Source organism: Rothia sp. (in: high G+C Gram-positive bacteria), from assembly GCF_015265375.1.
Lineage (GTDB): Bacteria > Actinomycetota > Actinomycetes > Actinomycetales > Micrococcaceae > Rothia.
This window is the reverse complement of record NZ_JABZXW010000006.1, coordinates 1-16,824: the sequence shown is the minus strand read 5'-3', so window position 1 is coordinate 16,824 and position 16,824 is coordinate 1. Positions and strand designations below refer to the sequence as shown.

Genomic DNA, 16,824 nt, shown 5'->3' with positions numbered 1-16,824 from the left:
ACGTGTAATGTTCCGTAATACGATTCTGACTGGGTTATATAAAGAATCGTTGAGACAATAAGTGAAGGTTTCTTCACCATCGGCATGAACCTTGACGTTCACGCCGCACAGACGCACTGGAGGCGCACTGGAAACACAGTGCAGACGCACCGAAGCACTCTCGGTGCAGAACCCTTGCCGTACAGCTCTCCGAGTAGAACTCTCGGCGCAGAACCTCGGCGCAGAACCTCGGCGCAGAACCTCGGCGCAGAAACCGCTAAGAAACGCACCATCACTAAAAAGGAGCATTCAGTGGCAACCTTCCCTGAAGCTACCCCCGCGCGAGCCGCCCGGCACACACAGCCGGGTCGCCTCAAGCAGCTGGCACGCAGCTGCGGCGCACTCACCCTGGGGCTCACCCTCGGGCTGACCGCCCTGCCGTTCGGTACCGCCGCCTACGCGGCACCGGGCGTAGTACGCGGCGCAGACCGGGACGCACCCCACCAGAACACCGGCACCGGCGAGAACAACAACGAAGTTCTCTCCCCCAGCCTGGACGGCGCCACCGGCGAACGCGCCGTGTTCGTCCGATTCAAGGGTCAGGGCGCGTACGCCCAGACCCAGCCGGACGCGGTCCGCTCCCGCGCGCAGGCACCCGTCAACGCGCAAGCACAGGTGCAGGCAATCCGCGCCAGCGTGCAGCAGCAGGGCGCCTCCGCGGCGAAGGAATCCGGCGCGCAGGTCCTGTACACCACCCACAACACGATGCGCGGCGTAGCGCTCTACGGTAACGTTGAGCAGATTCGTGCGCTCGCAAACCGTGACGATGTGGAACGCATCAGCATCATTGAGGACATGGCGCCGCAGAACAGCGGTACCCTCCTCGATACGGACACGCTCTCCGTATGGGCGAAGAGCCCGGCGAACCCCGCCTCCACCGGCTACACCGGCAAGGGCGTGAAGATTGTGGTGCTCGATACCGGCATCGACTACACGCACGCCGATTTGGGTGGCCCCGGCACGCAGGAAGCCTTCGAGAAGGCGAAGGCATCCGACACGATCCCCGAGGGCACCTACGATCCGAAGAAGTTCCTTGGCGGCTACGACCTGGTCGGTGACGACTACAACTCCGCCAAGAAGGAAACCTCCACGCCCCACCCGGATAACAACCCGCTCGACTGCGGCGGCCACGGTAGCCACGTTGCCGGTACCGCGGCAGGCTACGGCGTGAACGCGGACGGCTCGACCTTCCACGGCGACTACTCCAAGCTCACCGAAGAGCAGCTCAAGGACATGAAAATCGGCCCCGGCTCCGCACCGGACGCCCAGCTGATTGGCCTGCGCATCTTCGGTTGTAAGGGCACCACCGCGTTCGTCCCCAAGGGTCTGGACCGTGTGCTCGACCCCAACGATGACGGCGACTTCTCAGACCGCGCCGACATCGCGAACCTGTCGCTCGGCAACGAGTTCGGCGTGTTCGATGAGACCGTGAACTACGCGGTCGGTTCCCTCTACCGCGAGGGTATCCTCTCCGTGGTCGCGGCGGGTAACGCCAACAACTACAACGCCGTGGGCGACACCTACTCCAACTCGGGCGGCCCCGGCACCAGCGCCTACGGCCTGACCGTGGCGAACTCCATCGGCTCGACCCAGCTGGTGGACCGCGTGAAGATTCTCGCCCCCGCGAACGAGGCAGACACCTACGGTGACTACTCGGTGAGCTTCGACTACTCGAAGGCGACCGAGGAGCAGCTACGCGGCACCGTGGTGCGTGCCGCCTCCCGCAACCGCTACGCCTGCGAGGCATTCACCGAAGAGGAAGCCGCAGCACTGAAGGGCAAGTGGGCCCTCATTGACTGGGCGGACGCTGACGGCACCGCACCCTGCGGTTCGAAGGTACGCTTCGACAACCTGCAGGCGGCTGGCGCGACCGGCGTGGTGCTCACCTCGAACACTGAGGTCGGTGACACCGCTATCGGCGGTAACTCCTCCATTCCGGGCGTGCGCCTGGCCAAGAGCCAGGTGGAGCGCCTTTCCGCGCAGATTGATTCAGGTGAGCTGACCCTGCAGCTCGGCGAGAACCTGCGCGACTCGATCCGCGTTCCCAACGGCAAGCTGGATCAGGCGAACACCTCCACCGCGCGCGGCATGCACGGTTCGCACGGCATCACCAAGCCGGACGTTGCGGCACCGGGCACGAACATTTCCTCCATCCTGGTCGGTGGCGGTACTGAGGCGACCGTGAAGACCGGTACGTCCATGTCCACGCCGTTTGTTGCCGGTGTTGCGGCGCTGATTATGCAGGCGCACCCGGAGTACGGCCCGCGCATGATTAAGACCGCCATCATGAACACCGCCGACCACCACATGCAGGACGCCTGGGGTAACCCGTACGCGGTGGACCGCGTGGGTACCGGCCGCATCAACACGCGTGCGGCGGTGGCTGACCGCGTGATGCTGTTCAACGCCGCCCGCCCCGAGCAGGTTTCGGATACCTTCGGCGTGCTCGAGTACGCCCCGAACGCCGGTGTGCAGACTCTGCAGCACCGCGTGAGCGTTGAGAATACCGACTCGGTGGCGCACACCTACACCCTGAACTATGAGGGCAGCACGAGCATCCCGGGTGTGGAGTTCTCCTACCCGCAGTCCGTGTCTGTGGGTGCCGGTCAGACCGCCACGTTCACCGTGACGGTGCGTATTGACCCGTCGAAGCTGGAGAAGACCATGGACCCGTCCATGTACCCGACCCAGGATTCGGTGAACTACTCGACTGGTGCGGTGACCATTTCGGGTGCCCGCCAGTACATTGCGAGCGCTTCGGGCCGTCTGATTCTGACCGATGCTGATTCTTCGGCTGCGGTGAAGACCCTGCGCATGCCGCTGCACGTGGCGCCGAAGCCTGTCTCCGCGATGCGTGTGGCTGGTGCCGATATTGCTTTTGATTCGAATGGTTCCGGTGCGACCGAGCAGACCCTGACCCTGCAGGGTACCGCGGTGGATCAGGGCGGTTACCGCTCCCTGCTGGGTGCTTTTGAGCTGGGTGCTTCGAGCCCGCGCATCCCGACCGCGAAGCTGGGTGTGGGTTCGGATTCCCGCATGGACCTGCAGTATGTGGGTGCCGCCTCGAACGTGGCGGCGTTGAAGGCTGCCGGTCAGGACACCTCCACGGCGCAGCTGTCCTTCGGTATTTCGACCTGGGGTAACTGGCAGGAGGTGACCCCGCGCGGCACCTACTACGTGTTCGTTGATACCAACAAGGACGGCACGAGCGACTACCGCCTGCAGACGGTGCGTGAGAAGGGCCTGGACTACCCGCTGGTGAAGGTCTCTAAGCGCAGCAACGGCAAGTGGCAGGCCATCGAGAACGCCCTGTACCCGCTGAACGGCACCTGGGGTGATACGGACACCAACATCATGGATTCGAACACCCTGGTGATGACTGTTCCGCTGAGCGTTCTGGGTCTGGACCCGGACGCCGAGTCCACTGAGATTTCGTACTCGGTGACCACTTCTAGCGCGTTCTCCGCGACGACCGTGGTTGATACGACTGATTCGGTGGTGTTCAACTATGCGGCGCCGAAGCTGTGGTTCAGCGGCGATTCGGCGGGCGTGCCGAACCTGTTCGTGGACGCACCCTCCGCGCAGCTGGTGGCGCACCGTAACGGCGACGCGAAGAACGTTTCTGCGCTGTTCCTGCACATGCACAATGCGACCGGTGACCTGTCCGGTGTGAATGGGGCTGCGGGTGAGCGTGCGCAGGTTCTGCGTGTCTCGTCGAACTCTGAGGATACCGCCGCGAGCGCGCACTTTACGGATGTTCCGGCGGATTACCCGTTCGTGAATGACATTAACTGGCTGGCTCAGCGTCGTATTACGACCGGCTACCCTGACGGCACGTTCCGCCCGAACGGTTCGGTGGAGCGCGGCGCGATGGCGGCGTTCTTCTACCGTATGGCGGGTTCGCCGCAGTTCACTGCACCGTCCACTCCGAGCTTTAAGGATGTGCCGCGTGACCACCCGTTCTACAAGGAGATTGAGTGGATGCGTGCCCGCGGTATTACGACCGGCTGGTCTGATGGTACGTTCCACCCGAATGCTGCGGTGAATCGTGACGCGATGGCGGCGTTCTTCTACCGTTTTGCGGGTTCGCCGGCGTATTCGGCTCCTGCGGTGTCGCCGTTTAGTGACGTGTCGACTGGTAGCCAGTTCTATCGTGAGATTGCGTGGTTGGCTGATCAGCGTATTACGACGGGTTGGGCTGATGGTTCGTTCCGTCCGGTTCAGCCGATTGAGCGTGGCGCGATGGCGGCGTTCTTGCACCGCTATAACGTGCGTGTGCTGAATAACCGCTAGTCGGATACGGATGTGAGGGCCGTGTTGGGGTGGAGTTTTCTGCCCCGGCACGGCCTTTTCTATGGGCTGTTATGTCTGCGGCGTAGACTTAAGTTATGCGTGAATTACAGGTTCAGAACGGCGATGATGAGACGCTGTCAGCTACCCAGGATTCCCTTGACCAGGAGGAGCTTCTGAACGCGGCGGCGGACTTCGTTGATCGCTATGAGAGCGTCTTTGAAAATCTAAGCCACTGATATTCCTTTGAAAAATACCCCCGGTGGATGCCGTACGCATCTGCCGGGGGTATTTGCTTGCCTCGCCCTGCCCGAGGCGGGCTAGTTAGTGGCGGCGGGCTTCTTTACGGTTGAGCTTCTCAATGGCGGCTTCCACCTTTAACTTGCGGTGACTCAGCTTCCAGAGGCTGAAAGACTGCGTCAAGGTACTCTTGCCTATCTCCACGAGGGAAGGCAGCCCCTGCCGGATGAGTGCCTCATTAATTTCTTCCTGGGTGGCGCCCTGCTCCTTCATCTGCTCGACGAGGATGTTCGCCTCCGCTATTTTCCCGGAGGTGAGCGGGTGGTTTTCGAGGCTGGTTTCGATGTCTACGAGCTCATCGTAGAGTTCAGTTTTTGTTTTTGCCATGGTGCTGTCTTCACCGTCCTTGGTTGACGTGTTCTGTGGCGTAGCAGGTGTGGGGGCGTTTTCCCTCATCACCGGCTATTTTGAACGGTATTTGAACCGTATGTTCATGCTAACAGCCGCACGGGTTGTCGCACAGGGTTTTTACCGGTGAGTATGCTGTGTATTTTCAGGGCTGAAACGATACTGAACCCGCCGCGTGCGCCGCGCTGAACGCACCGTGTGGAACACTACCTCGCCTCCCTCGGTGGTTCACCGCACGGGCTATAAGGTGGAGCGTACACTTAAGTCATGCGTGAATTACAGGCACAGATCATCCGTGAAATGGGCGTCAAGCCCAACATGACCGAAGAGCAGGCACGCGAAGAAGTGGAGCGCCGCATCCAGTTCATCTGCGACTACCTGGAAGCCACCGGAAGCCGCGGCTTGGTACTGGGTATCAGCGGCGGTATCGACTCCACTCTGGCGGGTCGCCTCTGCCAGCTGGCGGTGGACCGCCTCAACGAGCGCGGCCGCACCGCCGAGTTCGTGGCGGTGCGCCTGCCCTACCGTGTGCAACACGACGAAGAGGACGCGCAGGAGGCGCTGCGTTTCATCCAGCCCACCCGCTCCCTGACCTTCAACATTGCGGAGGCTGTCGACGGCTTCGACACCGCCTACACTGCCGCGACCGGCGAGCAGATCAGCGACTTCAACAAGGGTAATGTGAAGGCGCGCGCCCGCATGATTGCCCAGTACGCGGTGGCTGGCGGCCCCGGCTACCTGGTGGTGGGTACCGACCATGCGGCGGAGTCCATTACGGGTTTCTTCACGAAGTTCGGTGACGGCGGCGCGGACCTGCTACCGCTGTACGGCCTGAACAAGCGCCAGAACCAGCTGCTGCTGCGGGTGCTGGGTGCGTCTGAGCGTCTGTGGGCTAAGCCGCCGACGGCTGACCTGCTGGACGGCGTGCCCGGCCGTACCGATGAGGATGAGCTGGGTCTGACCTACCCGCAGATTGATGACTACCTGGAGGGTAAGGAAATCGATGAGGCGGCAGCTGCGAAGCTGGAGCAGATTTACCTGCGTAGCCGCCATAAGCGCACTACTCCGGTGACGATTTTTGATTCCTGGTGGAAGAACTAGCGCCTCAACCGGCAAATGACCTAACGTAAAAGCCCCAAACTCCCTTGGTGGGAGTTCGGGGCTTTTACTATGCTTTTGCAGACCGAGGACTATGCCTTCTGTTCGGGCTGTGCGCCAGAAACCTGGGCAGCCTGAACGTCCGAATCCTCAGAACCTTCAGCCTCAACCTCAGCTTCAGCGGGCGGTACCTTCGCGCCACCCGTGGCGAGGAACAGCACCAGGCCCAACGCGCAGGCGAGCACCTGGGTGAAGGGGAACGCCCAGGTCAGACCCTTAAAGCCGAACCACATGTTGCCGAAGTACACGGCGGGGAAGAACAGCAGAGCAATACCGAGGGTCATCAGCATTGCCGGGCCGCCCTTACCGGCCGCCTGGAACCAAGACACAAACACGATGCTGACCGCGTTGAACACGGCGGCGAGCATCAGCGCAACCATAATCTCCTCGCCGGTGTCGATGAGGCTTGCATCGCCAACCACGGCGAGCAGTTCACGGCGGAAAATCAGCACCGGAATGGTGATGATCGCGGAGGTCGCCACGGACAGGATCGTTGCGGTGCGCAGCGCCTCCTTCACGCGGGCGCCGTTGCGGGCACCGTAAGCGTAGGCGTACAGCGGGATACCGCCCATACACAGGCCCATGCACAGCATTTCGGGCACCATGTTCAGGCGCATTGCCAGGCCGAACGCCGCGACGGTGTCGTCACCGTAGGAGGCGGCGAGGTTGTTCAGCAGCAGGGCGGCGAAGATCAGGTTGAGGCTCTGAATGAGCTCAGCAGCACCGACCGCGACCACGGGCTTGATGATAGCGGGGTCGAGGGAGAAGTCGCGGATGTTCGCGGAGAAGTTCTCGCTCTGACGCATCAGGAACAGCAGGTAGTACAGCATGGATGCGCCGTTCGCCAGCAGCATCGCCCAACCGGCACCGGCGACGCCCATGCCCATGATGGCGATGAACAGCACGTCGAAGATGCAGGTGACGACGGTGCCGACGATGATGCCGTACATGGACTGCTTGGCGTAGCCTTCGGATCGGACGAGCTGTTCGAGGGTGAACATGCCGATAGCGAGGGGCGCGCCGAGGAACATGAGGTGCACGTAGATGCGGGTCGGTTCGTAGGAGCCGCCGGATGCACCCATGATGCTGGTGATCGGGTCGGCGAGGATGAAGCCGATAGCCGCCGCGACGATACCGGCACCGAGCGCCGAGTAGAGGGCGAAGGAGGTGACGCGGTGAATTTCGTGGGCGGGCTGGCCTTCACCGAGCTTGCGGGAGGCGAGGGTTGAGGAGCCCAGGCCGAACAGTCCTGCGATCGCCATGATGACGCCGAAGACGGGCACGCCGTAGCTGGTGGCGGCGAGGTCTTCGGTGCCGCCGTAGTGGCCGACGAAGTAGGAGTTCACCACGTTGTAGATGCTGGTGATGGCGAGGCCGAGTGCCATGGGCACGCCGAGGGAGAGGAGCGCCTTGAGGATGGGGGCGTCTTTGAGCAGGTAGATGTTCTGCGGGTCTTCGCTTGCGCCGTGCGGGCCGTGTCCGCCGTGTCCTGCGGCGGGTGCATTGTTGTTGGGTGCGCTATTTTTGGGTGCGTTGTTTTCAGTCTGGTGGGACGTCATAGGTTCCTGTGGTTCTAGTCTGTGTTGTGTCCGGTGCGCGGTAAGAAGCGTGGTCCGCACAAAAAACGGGCTAGTGTATTGTACCGTTTCCACGTAGTGGTTGGGCTAGGGGTTTAGACAAAAAAGTAACGAGGCGCCCCTCCCCGTTTAGGGGTGGGGCGCCTCGCCTCATACGTATCGCATGTAGGAGTGTGAGCTATTCGAGTTCAACCGGACCAAGCACGCGAACCTCCTCAATATCCAGGATTTCCTGAATCGCGTGGAGCACATTCGTGTCGATTATGCGCTCATTACGCAGGCGCTTGAGCACGCTGCGTTGCTTCTCCAAATGCCGCAGGCGCAGCTCTTTCTCAAGGTCGCCCGCTTCAATAATGCGGCGGGCTTCTTCCGGCGCATTCGCACCGTCTTTACGAACGGCGTGCAGGTTGCGGTGTATACTCGCGTTGTACATCTGTTCGTCGGCAATGCGGTCGATAATCCACTGTGGTGCACCAATTTCCTGGCCGATCTCAGCCACAGAGTCGAAGGACTCGGCAATGATCGTGCGGATTGCTTCATTAATCTCATCTTCTTCGGTGGTATCAACCGGAATTTTCGCCCACCTAATAACGAGCGGCAGGAGCATCCCCTGAACCACCATCGACAGCAGAACCACGCCCGCAACAACAAAGATAATAAAGTCACGCGCGGGAACATCAGTCGGCACGGAGAGAGCCACCGCGAGGGAAACACCGCCGCGCAGTCCCGCAAAGGTACTCACTACACGGCCACGGAAAGTTGTGCGCAGCTGCTTCTGCTTTTCTGAACGGTCAAGGGCACGAATAATACCGATCGAGACGTGCAGGAAAATAAAACGCGCCGCAATGGAAACAAGCCATGCCACCACAATCACGGCGAACGTCAAAGCCCACGCATAGTTGTATTCACGAAGAACATCATCCACAGGCGCTGTGGCGCTGGGCAGCTGAACACCCACGAGCACGAAGAGCGCACCGTTCATGACATAGGAGACAAACGACCAGATGGGCAGACCGTAGAAACGGTTTTGGGGTTTGATGGTATCCGGTCCGCGATAGGTCAGGTAGAAAGCGGCGACCACCACAGCCACCACTCCGGAACCTTTCATGCCCTCAAAAGGCTCGATCTCTTCAGCCAGGAAGAAAGCAATAAACGGCACGGTAAACATGAACACGCTGAAGTTCATGGGGTTGCCGATGTGCGCACGCAGCTTATCTACACCCCATCCGACGGCCAGGCCAACGAGAGTTCCAATCAGGAACGAGAAGAAGAACATTCCGGATGCAGTCCCCAGGGTAAGTTCATGACCACCCGCAAGCTGCAGGGCGAGTGCGAAAAGAACTAGGGTGGTGCCGTCGTTAATGAGTGCTTCCGCTTTAAGGGTGGTGATGGAAGATTTGGGGAGTTTGCCGTTGAGCGTTGCCACGGCCACAGCATCGGTGGGGGCGAGCGCCACACCGATAATCAGCGCCACATGCCACAGGTAGACGCCCATAAATGTGTGAAGCACCCAGGCGATAACGAACGCCGTGAAAATTACGAGCACCGTGCCCGAGAGCAGAATGCCGCGCAGACGAGCGCGCGCCTCACGCCAGGAGGTGTTTCGGGTCTCCCAGAACAGCATCACGGGCAGGAAGATTTCGAGAATCACGTGCGGTGGCAGCCCGACCTCGCGCACCTCGTGCATGGCGTGAACGGGGATGAGCGCCAGCACAAGCCCCAGGAAAATGAGCAGAATGGCGGGGGTTATCCGTATTTTATGGGCGAGGATATTACCCAGAAGAATTGCCAGCGATAGGGCAATGATGACTTCAAGCAATTTGGTGTGTTCCTTTTGGATGTGGCGGCTGGTTCATGGTGTGCGTCTGATAGACGGCTGATGTCCGCGAGTGTGCGGGTGCCAGGGTGCCCAAAATGTTTTGCTCGTTCCCTGGGCCGTGAGGCTTCCGCGTGGGGACGAGTGCGGGCGTAGCTTCTGTATTTTACCGTTGTTCAGTGCGGGTGGGTGGATGTTTACCCTGAGCAAAACCTTGCCTTATGGCCGCTCGGGATGTGAGTTTATGGGAGGCGACCTGCGTGCATCCGGCGGGTCTGCTCAGCCGGGCCTGCTCAGCCCATGAACCGCCCTACTCTAACCGCTTTTCATGACGTTTTGTGTCGTTCTGACGTGAACTTGGGGTCGTACTGTGTCAGAGAACAGAAATTCCGCCTCCGTGAGTGCGCGCGAACACTCAGAACGTGAGAAGATAAGGTCATGACTGATAACAACACCGTAACCGGCAGCCCGCTTGTTAAGCGCGGCCTGGCCGACATGCTCAAGGGCGGCGTCATCATGGACGTCGTCACCCCCGAACAGGCTAAGATCGCTGAAGATGCTGGCGCTGTTGCCGTCATGGCTCTCGAGCGCGTTCCCGCGGATATTCGTGCGCAGGGTGGCGTGGCTCGTATGTCTGACCCGGACATGATTGAGGGCATCATTGATGCTGTTTCGATCCCGGTCATGGCGAAGGCACGCATCGGCCACTTCGTTGAGGCTCAGATCCTGGAGACCCTGAAGGTCGACTACATTGACGAGTCTGAGGTTCTTTCTCCCGCTGACTACGTGAACCACATTGATAAGCACCAGTTCAAGGTGCCTTTCGTGTGCGGTGCTACCAACCTGGGTGAGGCTCTGCGCCGTATCACCGAGGGTGCCGCTATGATCCGTTCGAAGGGCGAGGCTGGCACCGGTGACGTCTCTGAGGCGACTAAGCACATCCGCACCATTAAGCGTCAGATTGCTGAGCTGCAGGGCCTGTACAACACCATGCCCGACGAGCTGTACGTGAAGGCTAAGGAACTGGCTGCACCGTACGAGCTGGTTCGTGAGGTTGCTCAGACCGGTAAGCTGCCCGTGGTGATGTTCACCGCTGGTGGCGTGGCTACCCCCGCTGACGCTGCAATGATGATGCAGCTGGGTGCTGACGGCGTGTTCGTTGGTTCCGGTATTTTCAAGTCGGGCGACCCGGTTGCTCGCGCGAAGGCTATCGTGAAGGCTACTGCTTTCTACAACGACCCGGAGAAGGTTGCTGAGGCTTCTCGCGGCCTGGGTGAGGCTATGGTCGGCATTAACGTTGCTGACATTCCGGCACCGCACCGCCTGGCGGAGCGCGGCTGGTAATTCGTGCGCGCACCCCGTATTCGGGGTGAGTGTTTGATGAGGGGGTGGGGTTCGCTGAGGCGGGTCCCACCCTCCTTGTGTTTGTTGTGTTTGTTGTTTTGTGAAGGGAGCGGTGATGGTTGAGAAGGTTCAGCCTACCGGTGTTTTGCCGGGTGAGGGTTTTACGGTTGGTGTTTTGGCGTTGCAGGGCGGCGTGAGTGAGCATGCGGAGATGCTGGAGTCTCTGGGTGCGCAGGTGCGTTGGGTGCGTACTGGTGAGCAGCTTGAGGGTCTGGATGCGCTGGTTTTGCCGGGTGGTGAGTCGTCGACGATTGACCGCCTGACCCGTATTTTTGGTGTGCGTGAGCCGCTGATTGAGGCGATTTCTTCGGGTCTGCCGACTCTGGGTACCTGTGCTGGCCTGATTATGTTGTCGGAGCGTATTGATGATCCGGCGCCGGGTCAGCAGTCGCTGGGTGTTTTGGATGTTTCGGTGGGTCGTAACGCTTTTGGTTCGCAGGTTGATTCTGCGGAGGTGCGCCTGCCGTGGCTGACCCCTGCCGGTGATGAGGTGGTTATTGATACGGCGTTTATTCGTGCGCCGATTGTGACTGGCACTGGTGAGGGTGTGCAGGTGACGGCTCGTCATGAGGGGAAGATTGTGGGTGTGCGTTCGGGCAACCTAATCGGTATTTCTTTCCACCCGGAGGTTACGGGCGATACGACGGTGCATGAGGAGCTGCTGGCTCTGGCACGCGAGGTGAAGGGCAAGTAGCCCCCCCAAAACCGGTGATAACCCGTTCAAGAGTTGACCGTTGTTCGGTCACCGCCACAACTATTTTTGAGTGGGCTTATGCGTGAGTGGGTTTATGCGCGGGAGCTGCTGGGGGTTTGGGGCTGGGCCTTCCACTGCTGGTAGGCGCTTGTGGCGAGGAATCGTGCACGGTTCGCGTCGCTGAGCGTCTTGATGTCTGCGGGGGCTGCCTCGTACCACTTTTCGTAGAGACGAATAATCATCTCGGGGTAGGCGGCTTCTTCCAGGTCTGCGCGGTGGGGGATGAATTCGTTGCGGTCCTTGATGTCTCGGTACTCGCTACCGGCGAAGGGGTCGGTGAGTCCGACGCTGGGCTGAGCGTTGTAGGCATCGATGTTTTGAACGTATTCAGGGAGGGTGCTGCGCCCTGCTTTGAGTGCGGCGTGGCATTTGCTGTCGATTTCGCTGGGCTCAATGATGTGGGCGCCGTCTGCGAGGATGTTCCGGTACTGGATGTACGCGGGGTACTGTTCATCGGTGCGCGGGACGGGCTTGGCGGCTTCTGCTGAGGCGGTAGCTTCGGCGGAGTATGAGGAGCAGCTGACGGTTGGCGTGGTGCTTGCCGTTGCTGAGGCGCTCGCCGTGGAGGGTGAGGAGGTACTGCTTGCCGCGGTGTTCGCACCACCGCAGGCGGCAAGGAACAGGGGCAGGATTGAAAGAGCGGCACCGTATCGCAGTGCACTATAGCGGGGGTTCAGAGTCCTGAAATTCAGGGTCATGATGTCACCTCATTGTGGGCTGGAGCATACCGAGTTGACCTTCAATATACGGGCATTTTTGATGCATGGTCAAGAGAAAAATGTGTTTATTTTTTAAAATCCAACACCTCGGAGGAAAATCGACAAACAAGCTTGTTCAGCGCCTTGACTTGCGTAAACACGGAAGCCACCGGGCTCTTGAAGCAAACATGTCGCTAAAACACCAGCGTCAGATATTGCTATTTGCCTGATAATCAGCAGAAGCCAACATGCCCAGAGGGGCACGGTCGGAGTGCCCTTTATGCAACCTCCAGCCCTGCAAAAGTCCGCACCTCAACGACTAGAAGCCACTAGAGGAGAAAATAAATAAGCCCCCTAACGTATTCCCAGAGCAGTAGCGAGAGGACGCACTGCGCAACAAATGCGGCTATAGCTGCGAGGGTTGGCACCCAGTAGCTACGCTTAGAACATGCAATAAAAACTGCTATAAAAATAACGCATGAGACAATATCGGGACCCAGGAGAATGAATGCCTGTAGATCATATGGCCACGATATTCCATGCATATATTCTGTAGGGACTTTACATGGACTGACGATATAGCTTTTTACAATTTCATAAGTCCCATACATTTTAAAAACTAAATATAACGACGCAATCCAAAAAATGCCTATGCGAAGCTTGACACCCAGCCATATACTAAAAATCTGCCACAAGCTAGCTAATACAACTCCCACCACAAAGAAGGGCAAGTAGAAATAGGTACTTTGCCACCCATCACATGGCGAGACAAATCTATCGAAATCTGTATACAGGGCAGTTGGGAAAATATAAAAAGATTGCAATACAATGAGAAACAAGATATACAAAATTATTTTCTCATTTATGGCGAACATCTTATAAGTAGAATTCATGATGCCATTTCCTTTCAAGAGCATAAAACACTAGTAGCGAAACACCGGACGCATAGCCTCAATGTTGTTTTTCTTATCCATTAAGCCCCAAAGCCAATACCGGGATAGGTAGGTGACCTGCAAAATCTCCGCACTCTTACCCCGTCTACCTCATATTTAAGCAGGTCAACACCCTAAGACTACTGGGTAGCACACCTTGCGTCTAGAGTGTTGGTTTTAAAAATTAGATGATAATTTCCATTGACCACATATCAAATATTTGGGTATGTTTAGACGCAATATATCGTCCCATCCCTCTTGTGAGGTGGTCTCATGACCCACACCCCCGTTTTTCTTTCGCTCCGTTCCAGCGGTCTACGACGCGGTGCCGCGCTGGCGATTCTTCCCCTGCTTCTTGCTTCCTGCGGTAGCTCCACCAGCACGGCATCAAACACCCCCGCACCCTCGCACACGACCGTGGCTTCCTCCCCGTCAGCAGCAAGCCCCACCGGGTCCGCCTCCTCTTCCGCGGCGAAGAAGACGTCTACCCCCTGCCTTGAACCTGACGAAGCCGCGAAAGCTGAAACCCTCAAGCAGCAGGAAGCCATGAGCGCCGACCGCGGTACGGCACTGCCCTCCTACGTCTCCGCGCGGCATGTTGTGCGCAACCAGGCGAACTTCCCCACCCGCGCCGAAGCTGAATCGGCAGGAGCCGAGTGCCTGGCACTGTACGAGAAGAACAAGGCCGATCACGCCTACGCTGCGGCATGGGTGCGCGCTATCGATGACAATAACGTGGCAAGCGGAAAGGTAGCCTCCGGCCCGCGCGCTGACGTCCAGAGCGCAGACCCCTATAAGGCAAGCAACTACGTCGACATTCGGGAGGGTAAGGAGTACTTCCCGACCCGACAGGAACTGCTCGCGGCAAACTACCCCGAGAACTACATTGTTGCTTTTGAGGCGTGGGTGCAGCAGGCGCCAGCCGATGTGAAGCAGAAGAGCGACGCGAACCGTGCGGCCGCTAAGGATACTCGCTGGTCTGAGGTGGTAACCCTGCCCAGCCCCGACAACCCCGTCTAATCCAAGCCTGTCTCATCTTAAAAATAGTTGTGGCGGTGACCGTTTCGTTCGGTCACCGCCACAACTTTTTAAACTCCCGCTAGGGATTCAATTTAGAGGCGGAAGAAGCCCTCCACCGCGCGCGTCATGTACGCCATATCGTCCACATGGCACATCTCGCGCATCGAATGCATCGACAGCAGGCCAATACCCACATCCACAGTGCGCATGCCCAGGCGGGTTGCCGTAATCGGGCCAATCGTCGAACCACACGGCATATTGTTATTCGACACGAACTCCTGATACGGCACACCAGCCTTCGCACACGCCGCAGCGAACACGCCAGCACCCACCGAATCCGTTGCGTAACGCTGGTTCGCGTTAATCTTCAGCAGCGGGCCGCCACCGGGTAGCGGCTGCACGGTCGGGTCGTGGTGACCCTGATAGTTCGGGTGCACCAGGTGACCGGCATCAGCCGACAGGCAGAACGATGCCGCCACCGAACGGCGGTACTCCTCCGTGCTCTCACCGCGCGCAGCCGAGAGGCGCACCAGAATATCCTCCAGGAACGGGCCGGCCGCACCGCTACGCGACTCGGAGCCGAGCTCCTCGTGGTCGAACGCCGCAAGCATCACAGTCTCGGTGGCGTGCTCGTCCGCGTTATCGGCAACGTAACGTTCCAGGGCGGTCAGACCCGCGTGCACCGAAGACAGGTTATCCAGGCGACCGGAAGCGAACAGCTCCTGATCCGCACCAAAACGGCGCGGCGGCTGCGAATCAGCGAACAGCAGGTCGTAACCCACAATGTTCTGCGGGTCGACCGGCTCGCCGTCAATCACGTGCTTCGCCATGTAGCCGAGCACGTCGTTCTCCGCGGGGTCCACGCCCCACACGGGGTACATGTTGAACTGCTTGTCCAGCACCAGTTCGTTGCGCTTGTGGTCCAGGTGCGGTGCCAGCTGCGGGATGCGCGCAATCGGGCCGGTGCGCACCAGGCGGTCCTTCAGCTCGCCGTCCTCCAGGACGGTGAGGCGGCCCGCCACGCACAGCTCACGGTCGAGGAAGGAGTTCAGCAGTGCGCCGCCGTAGTTCTCGACGGCAATCTGGTGCCAGCCCTTCGTGGTGATGGAGGAGGAGGGCTTGATCTTCAGGGAGGGCGAGTCGGTGTGCGCACCCAGCACACGGTAGCCGCTTGCCTTCTGCGCCTTCGCGCCGCCAGCCCAGGCGATAATCGCGCCGTCACGGACGACGAAGTGGCGGCCGGTTGCGACCTGCGGGTCCCATGCTTCGGTCTCTACGAGCTCGGTGAAGCCTGCTGCTTGCAGGCGGCGCGCTACCGTGCGCGCGGCGAGGTAAGAGACCGGCGACTCCGCCACGAATGCGGCGAGGTCTTCAATATTTTTTACAGCATCAACAGTCATGGTTTAACCCTACCTTTTCTTGGGTGTTGACGGGGTGACCGGGGCCGATAGTCCACGGGGTATGGGGTAATAGCCCTGGTGAGGCTCGAATGGAGCGGGGCGGGCGGGTTGAACAGTCGAGCTAGAGTAACCCGCCATATAGCCTATTTATCAACCTTTAGCGGTTGTGTTTCACGTGAAACTTCGCCGCGGCGAGCGCGTGCGTTGAAGATCAGGCAGGCGAGCACCACGTACACGCCTTCCAGTGCAATACCCTGCAGCGCATCCACAGGGGTCACACCCTCGGAGGCGAACGGATCCAGACCAGCCACCATGGACAGCAGCATCAGGATCACGTTATTTGCCACGTGCAGGCTGATGGAGGCTTCCAGACCGCCGGTGTACCAGCAGAGGAAACCCGCGTAAATACCCATCGCAAGAATCGTGCTCTGACCCCAGGGGTCGTAGGCGTGGGAGAGCATGAACAGCACTGCGGGCAGCACAATCGGCAGCCAGGGGGTGCGGAGCCAGCGGCCCAGCATCTGCATCATGAAGCCGCGGTAGGCGAGCTCTTCGGCGTAGCACTGCACGGGCACCAGGAGCAGCATCATCGCCACATAAACCCAAAATTCAACCTGTGGAGGTTGAAAATAGCGGTATTCGGGCAGGCTCTCACCGCTCAACGCCAGCATCACGGCGTAGTAGATGCCGTAGACAACGAAGCTCAAACCCAGGTATGGAAGCAACAGTGAGCGGCGTAGACGACCCGCCACCGAATGAATCAGACCCCAGGGCTTCGGGCCTACAACCAGGCGCGCAATAAAGAGCGAAGGCACGATGGCGATGAGGGAGAGGAAGGTCAGAGCGAAGAGCGCCGGGTGTTCCATAATGACGGCACGGTTCGTCGCTACATCATGGAGAGAAAGTCCCGAACCCATAATCGCCGCGGCCAGGGCAACTGAAATCAGCAGGTTAAGGCCAAGAAATACGGCGACGCCGAGCAGACCTTCCAGCAGGGGTGAGAACCAGCGGGTATTCGGGTCGGCGTGGGAGAGGCGGTGGTACGCAAGACCGGCAGGCGCAGTAGCAGCCGCGGGGGTGCCGGGGGC

12 protein-coding genes are annotated in these 16,824 nt (G+C 59.6%); 6 read left to right on the top strand and 6 right to left on the bottom strand.

Going from position 1 to position 16,824, the window contains the following annotated elements; translation table 11 throughout:
- The first annotated feature begins 291 nt into the window (after positions 1-291).
- Both HXO69_RS01755 and HXO69_RS01750 read left to right on the top strand, forming a co-directional pair.
- The gene (locus HXO69_RS01755) at positions 292-4,332 is read left to right on the top strand and encodes a S8 family serine peptidase (protein WP_296544941.1); all 4,041 of its coding nucleotides are present in this window, start codon (positions 292-294) and stop codon (positions 4,330-4,332) included.
- A gap of 95 nt (positions 4,333-4,427) precedes the next feature.
- Complete coding sequence (locus HXO69_RS01750; RefSeq protein WP_296544939.1) at positions 4,428-4,568, top strand: hypothetical protein; 141 nt, start codon at positions 4,428-4,430, stop codon at positions 4,566-4,568.
- An 85-nt stretch (positions 4,569-4,653) separates the two neighbouring features.
- On the opposite strand, the gene HXO69_RS01745 is transcribed toward HXO69_RS01750, so the two are convergent.
- Positions 4,654-5,025 (bottom strand): recombinase, encoded by a 372-nt coding sequence (locus HXO69_RS01745; RefSeq protein ID WP_296544938.1) that lies wholly within the window; start codon positions 5,023-5,025, stop codon positions 4,654-4,656.
- 219 nt (positions 5,026-5,244) lie between these two features.
- On the opposite strand from HXO69_RS01745, the gene nadE reads away from it, so the two are divergent.
- On the top strand, positions 5,245-6,078 hold the full coding sequence (nadE, locus tag HXO69_RS01740) for an ammonia-dependent NAD(+) synthetase (RefSeq protein WP_070629280.1): 834 nt from the start codon (positions 5,245-5,247) through the stop codon (positions 6,076-6,078).
- Between the two features lie 89 nt (positions 6,079-6,167).
- Here the strand turns inward: nadE and HXO69_RS01735 are convergent, their stop codons facing one another.
- Both HXO69_RS01735 and HXO69_RS01730 read right to left on the bottom strand, forming a co-directional pair.
- Complete coding sequence (locus HXO69_RS01735; protein ID WP_070616300.1) at positions 6,168-7,694, bottom strand: MATE family efflux transporter; 1,527 nt, start codon at positions 7,692-7,694, stop codon at positions 6,168-6,170.
- A 196-nt stretch (positions 7,695-7,890) separates the two neighbouring features.
- The gene (locus tag HXO69_RS01730; protein WP_049356104.1) at positions 7,891-9,531 is read right to left on the bottom strand and encodes a Na+/H+ antiporter; all 1,641 of its coding nucleotides are present in this window, start codon (positions 9,529-9,531) and stop codon (positions 7,891-7,893) included.
- A gap of 435 nt (positions 9,532-9,966) precedes the next feature.
- Between HXO69_RS01730 and pdxS the strand changes: the two genes are divergently transcribed.
- Both pdxS and pdxT read left to right on the top strand, forming a co-directional pair.
- Entirely contained in the window at positions 9,967-10,872 is a 906-nt protein-coding gene (gene pdxS / locus HXO69_RS01725) for a pyridoxal 5'-phosphate synthase lyase subunit PdxS (protein WP_005507298.1), read from the top strand.
- A 115-nt stretch (positions 10,873-10,987) separates the two neighbouring features.
- Complete coding sequence (pdxT, locus tag HXO69_RS01720) at positions 10,988-11,626, top strand: pyridoxal 5'-phosphate synthase glutaminase subunit PdxT (RefSeq protein ID WP_049350439.1); 639 nt, start codon at positions 10,988-10,990, stop codon at positions 11,624-11,626.
- A 92-nt stretch (positions 11,627-11,718) separates the two neighbouring features.
- On the opposite strand, the gene HXO69_RS01715 is transcribed toward pdxT, so the two are convergent.
- Entirely contained in the window at positions 11,719-12,384 is a 666-nt protein-coding gene (locus HXO69_RS01715) for a hypothetical protein (RefSeq protein WP_296544933.1), read from the bottom strand.
- 1,205 nt (positions 12,385-13,589) lie between these two features.
- Here HXO69_RS01715 and HXO69_RS01710 point away from each other — a divergent pair.
- Positions 13,590-14,336: a hypothetical protein gene (locus HXO69_RS01710; RefSeq protein ID WP_296544932.1), complete on the top strand. Its 747-nt coding sequence runs from the start codon at positions 13,590-13,592 to the stop codon at positions 14,334-14,336.
- Between the two features lie 92 nt (positions 14,337-14,428).
- On the opposite strand, the gene HXO69_RS01705 is transcribed toward HXO69_RS01710, so the two are convergent.
- Positions 14,429-15,736 carry a M18 family aminopeptidase gene (locus HXO69_RS01705; protein ID WP_296544931.1) on the bottom strand — a complete coding sequence of 436 codons (1,308 nt, stop codon included), beginning with the start codon at positions 15,734-15,736 and terminating at the stop codon, positions 14,429-14,431.
- 143 nt (positions 15,737-15,879) lie between these two features.
- A partial coding sequence (locus HXO69_RS01700; RefSeq protein ID WP_296544930.1) for a CPBP family intramembrane glutamic endopeptidase occupies positions 15,880-16,824 on the bottom strand: 945 nt, incomplete at its 5' end.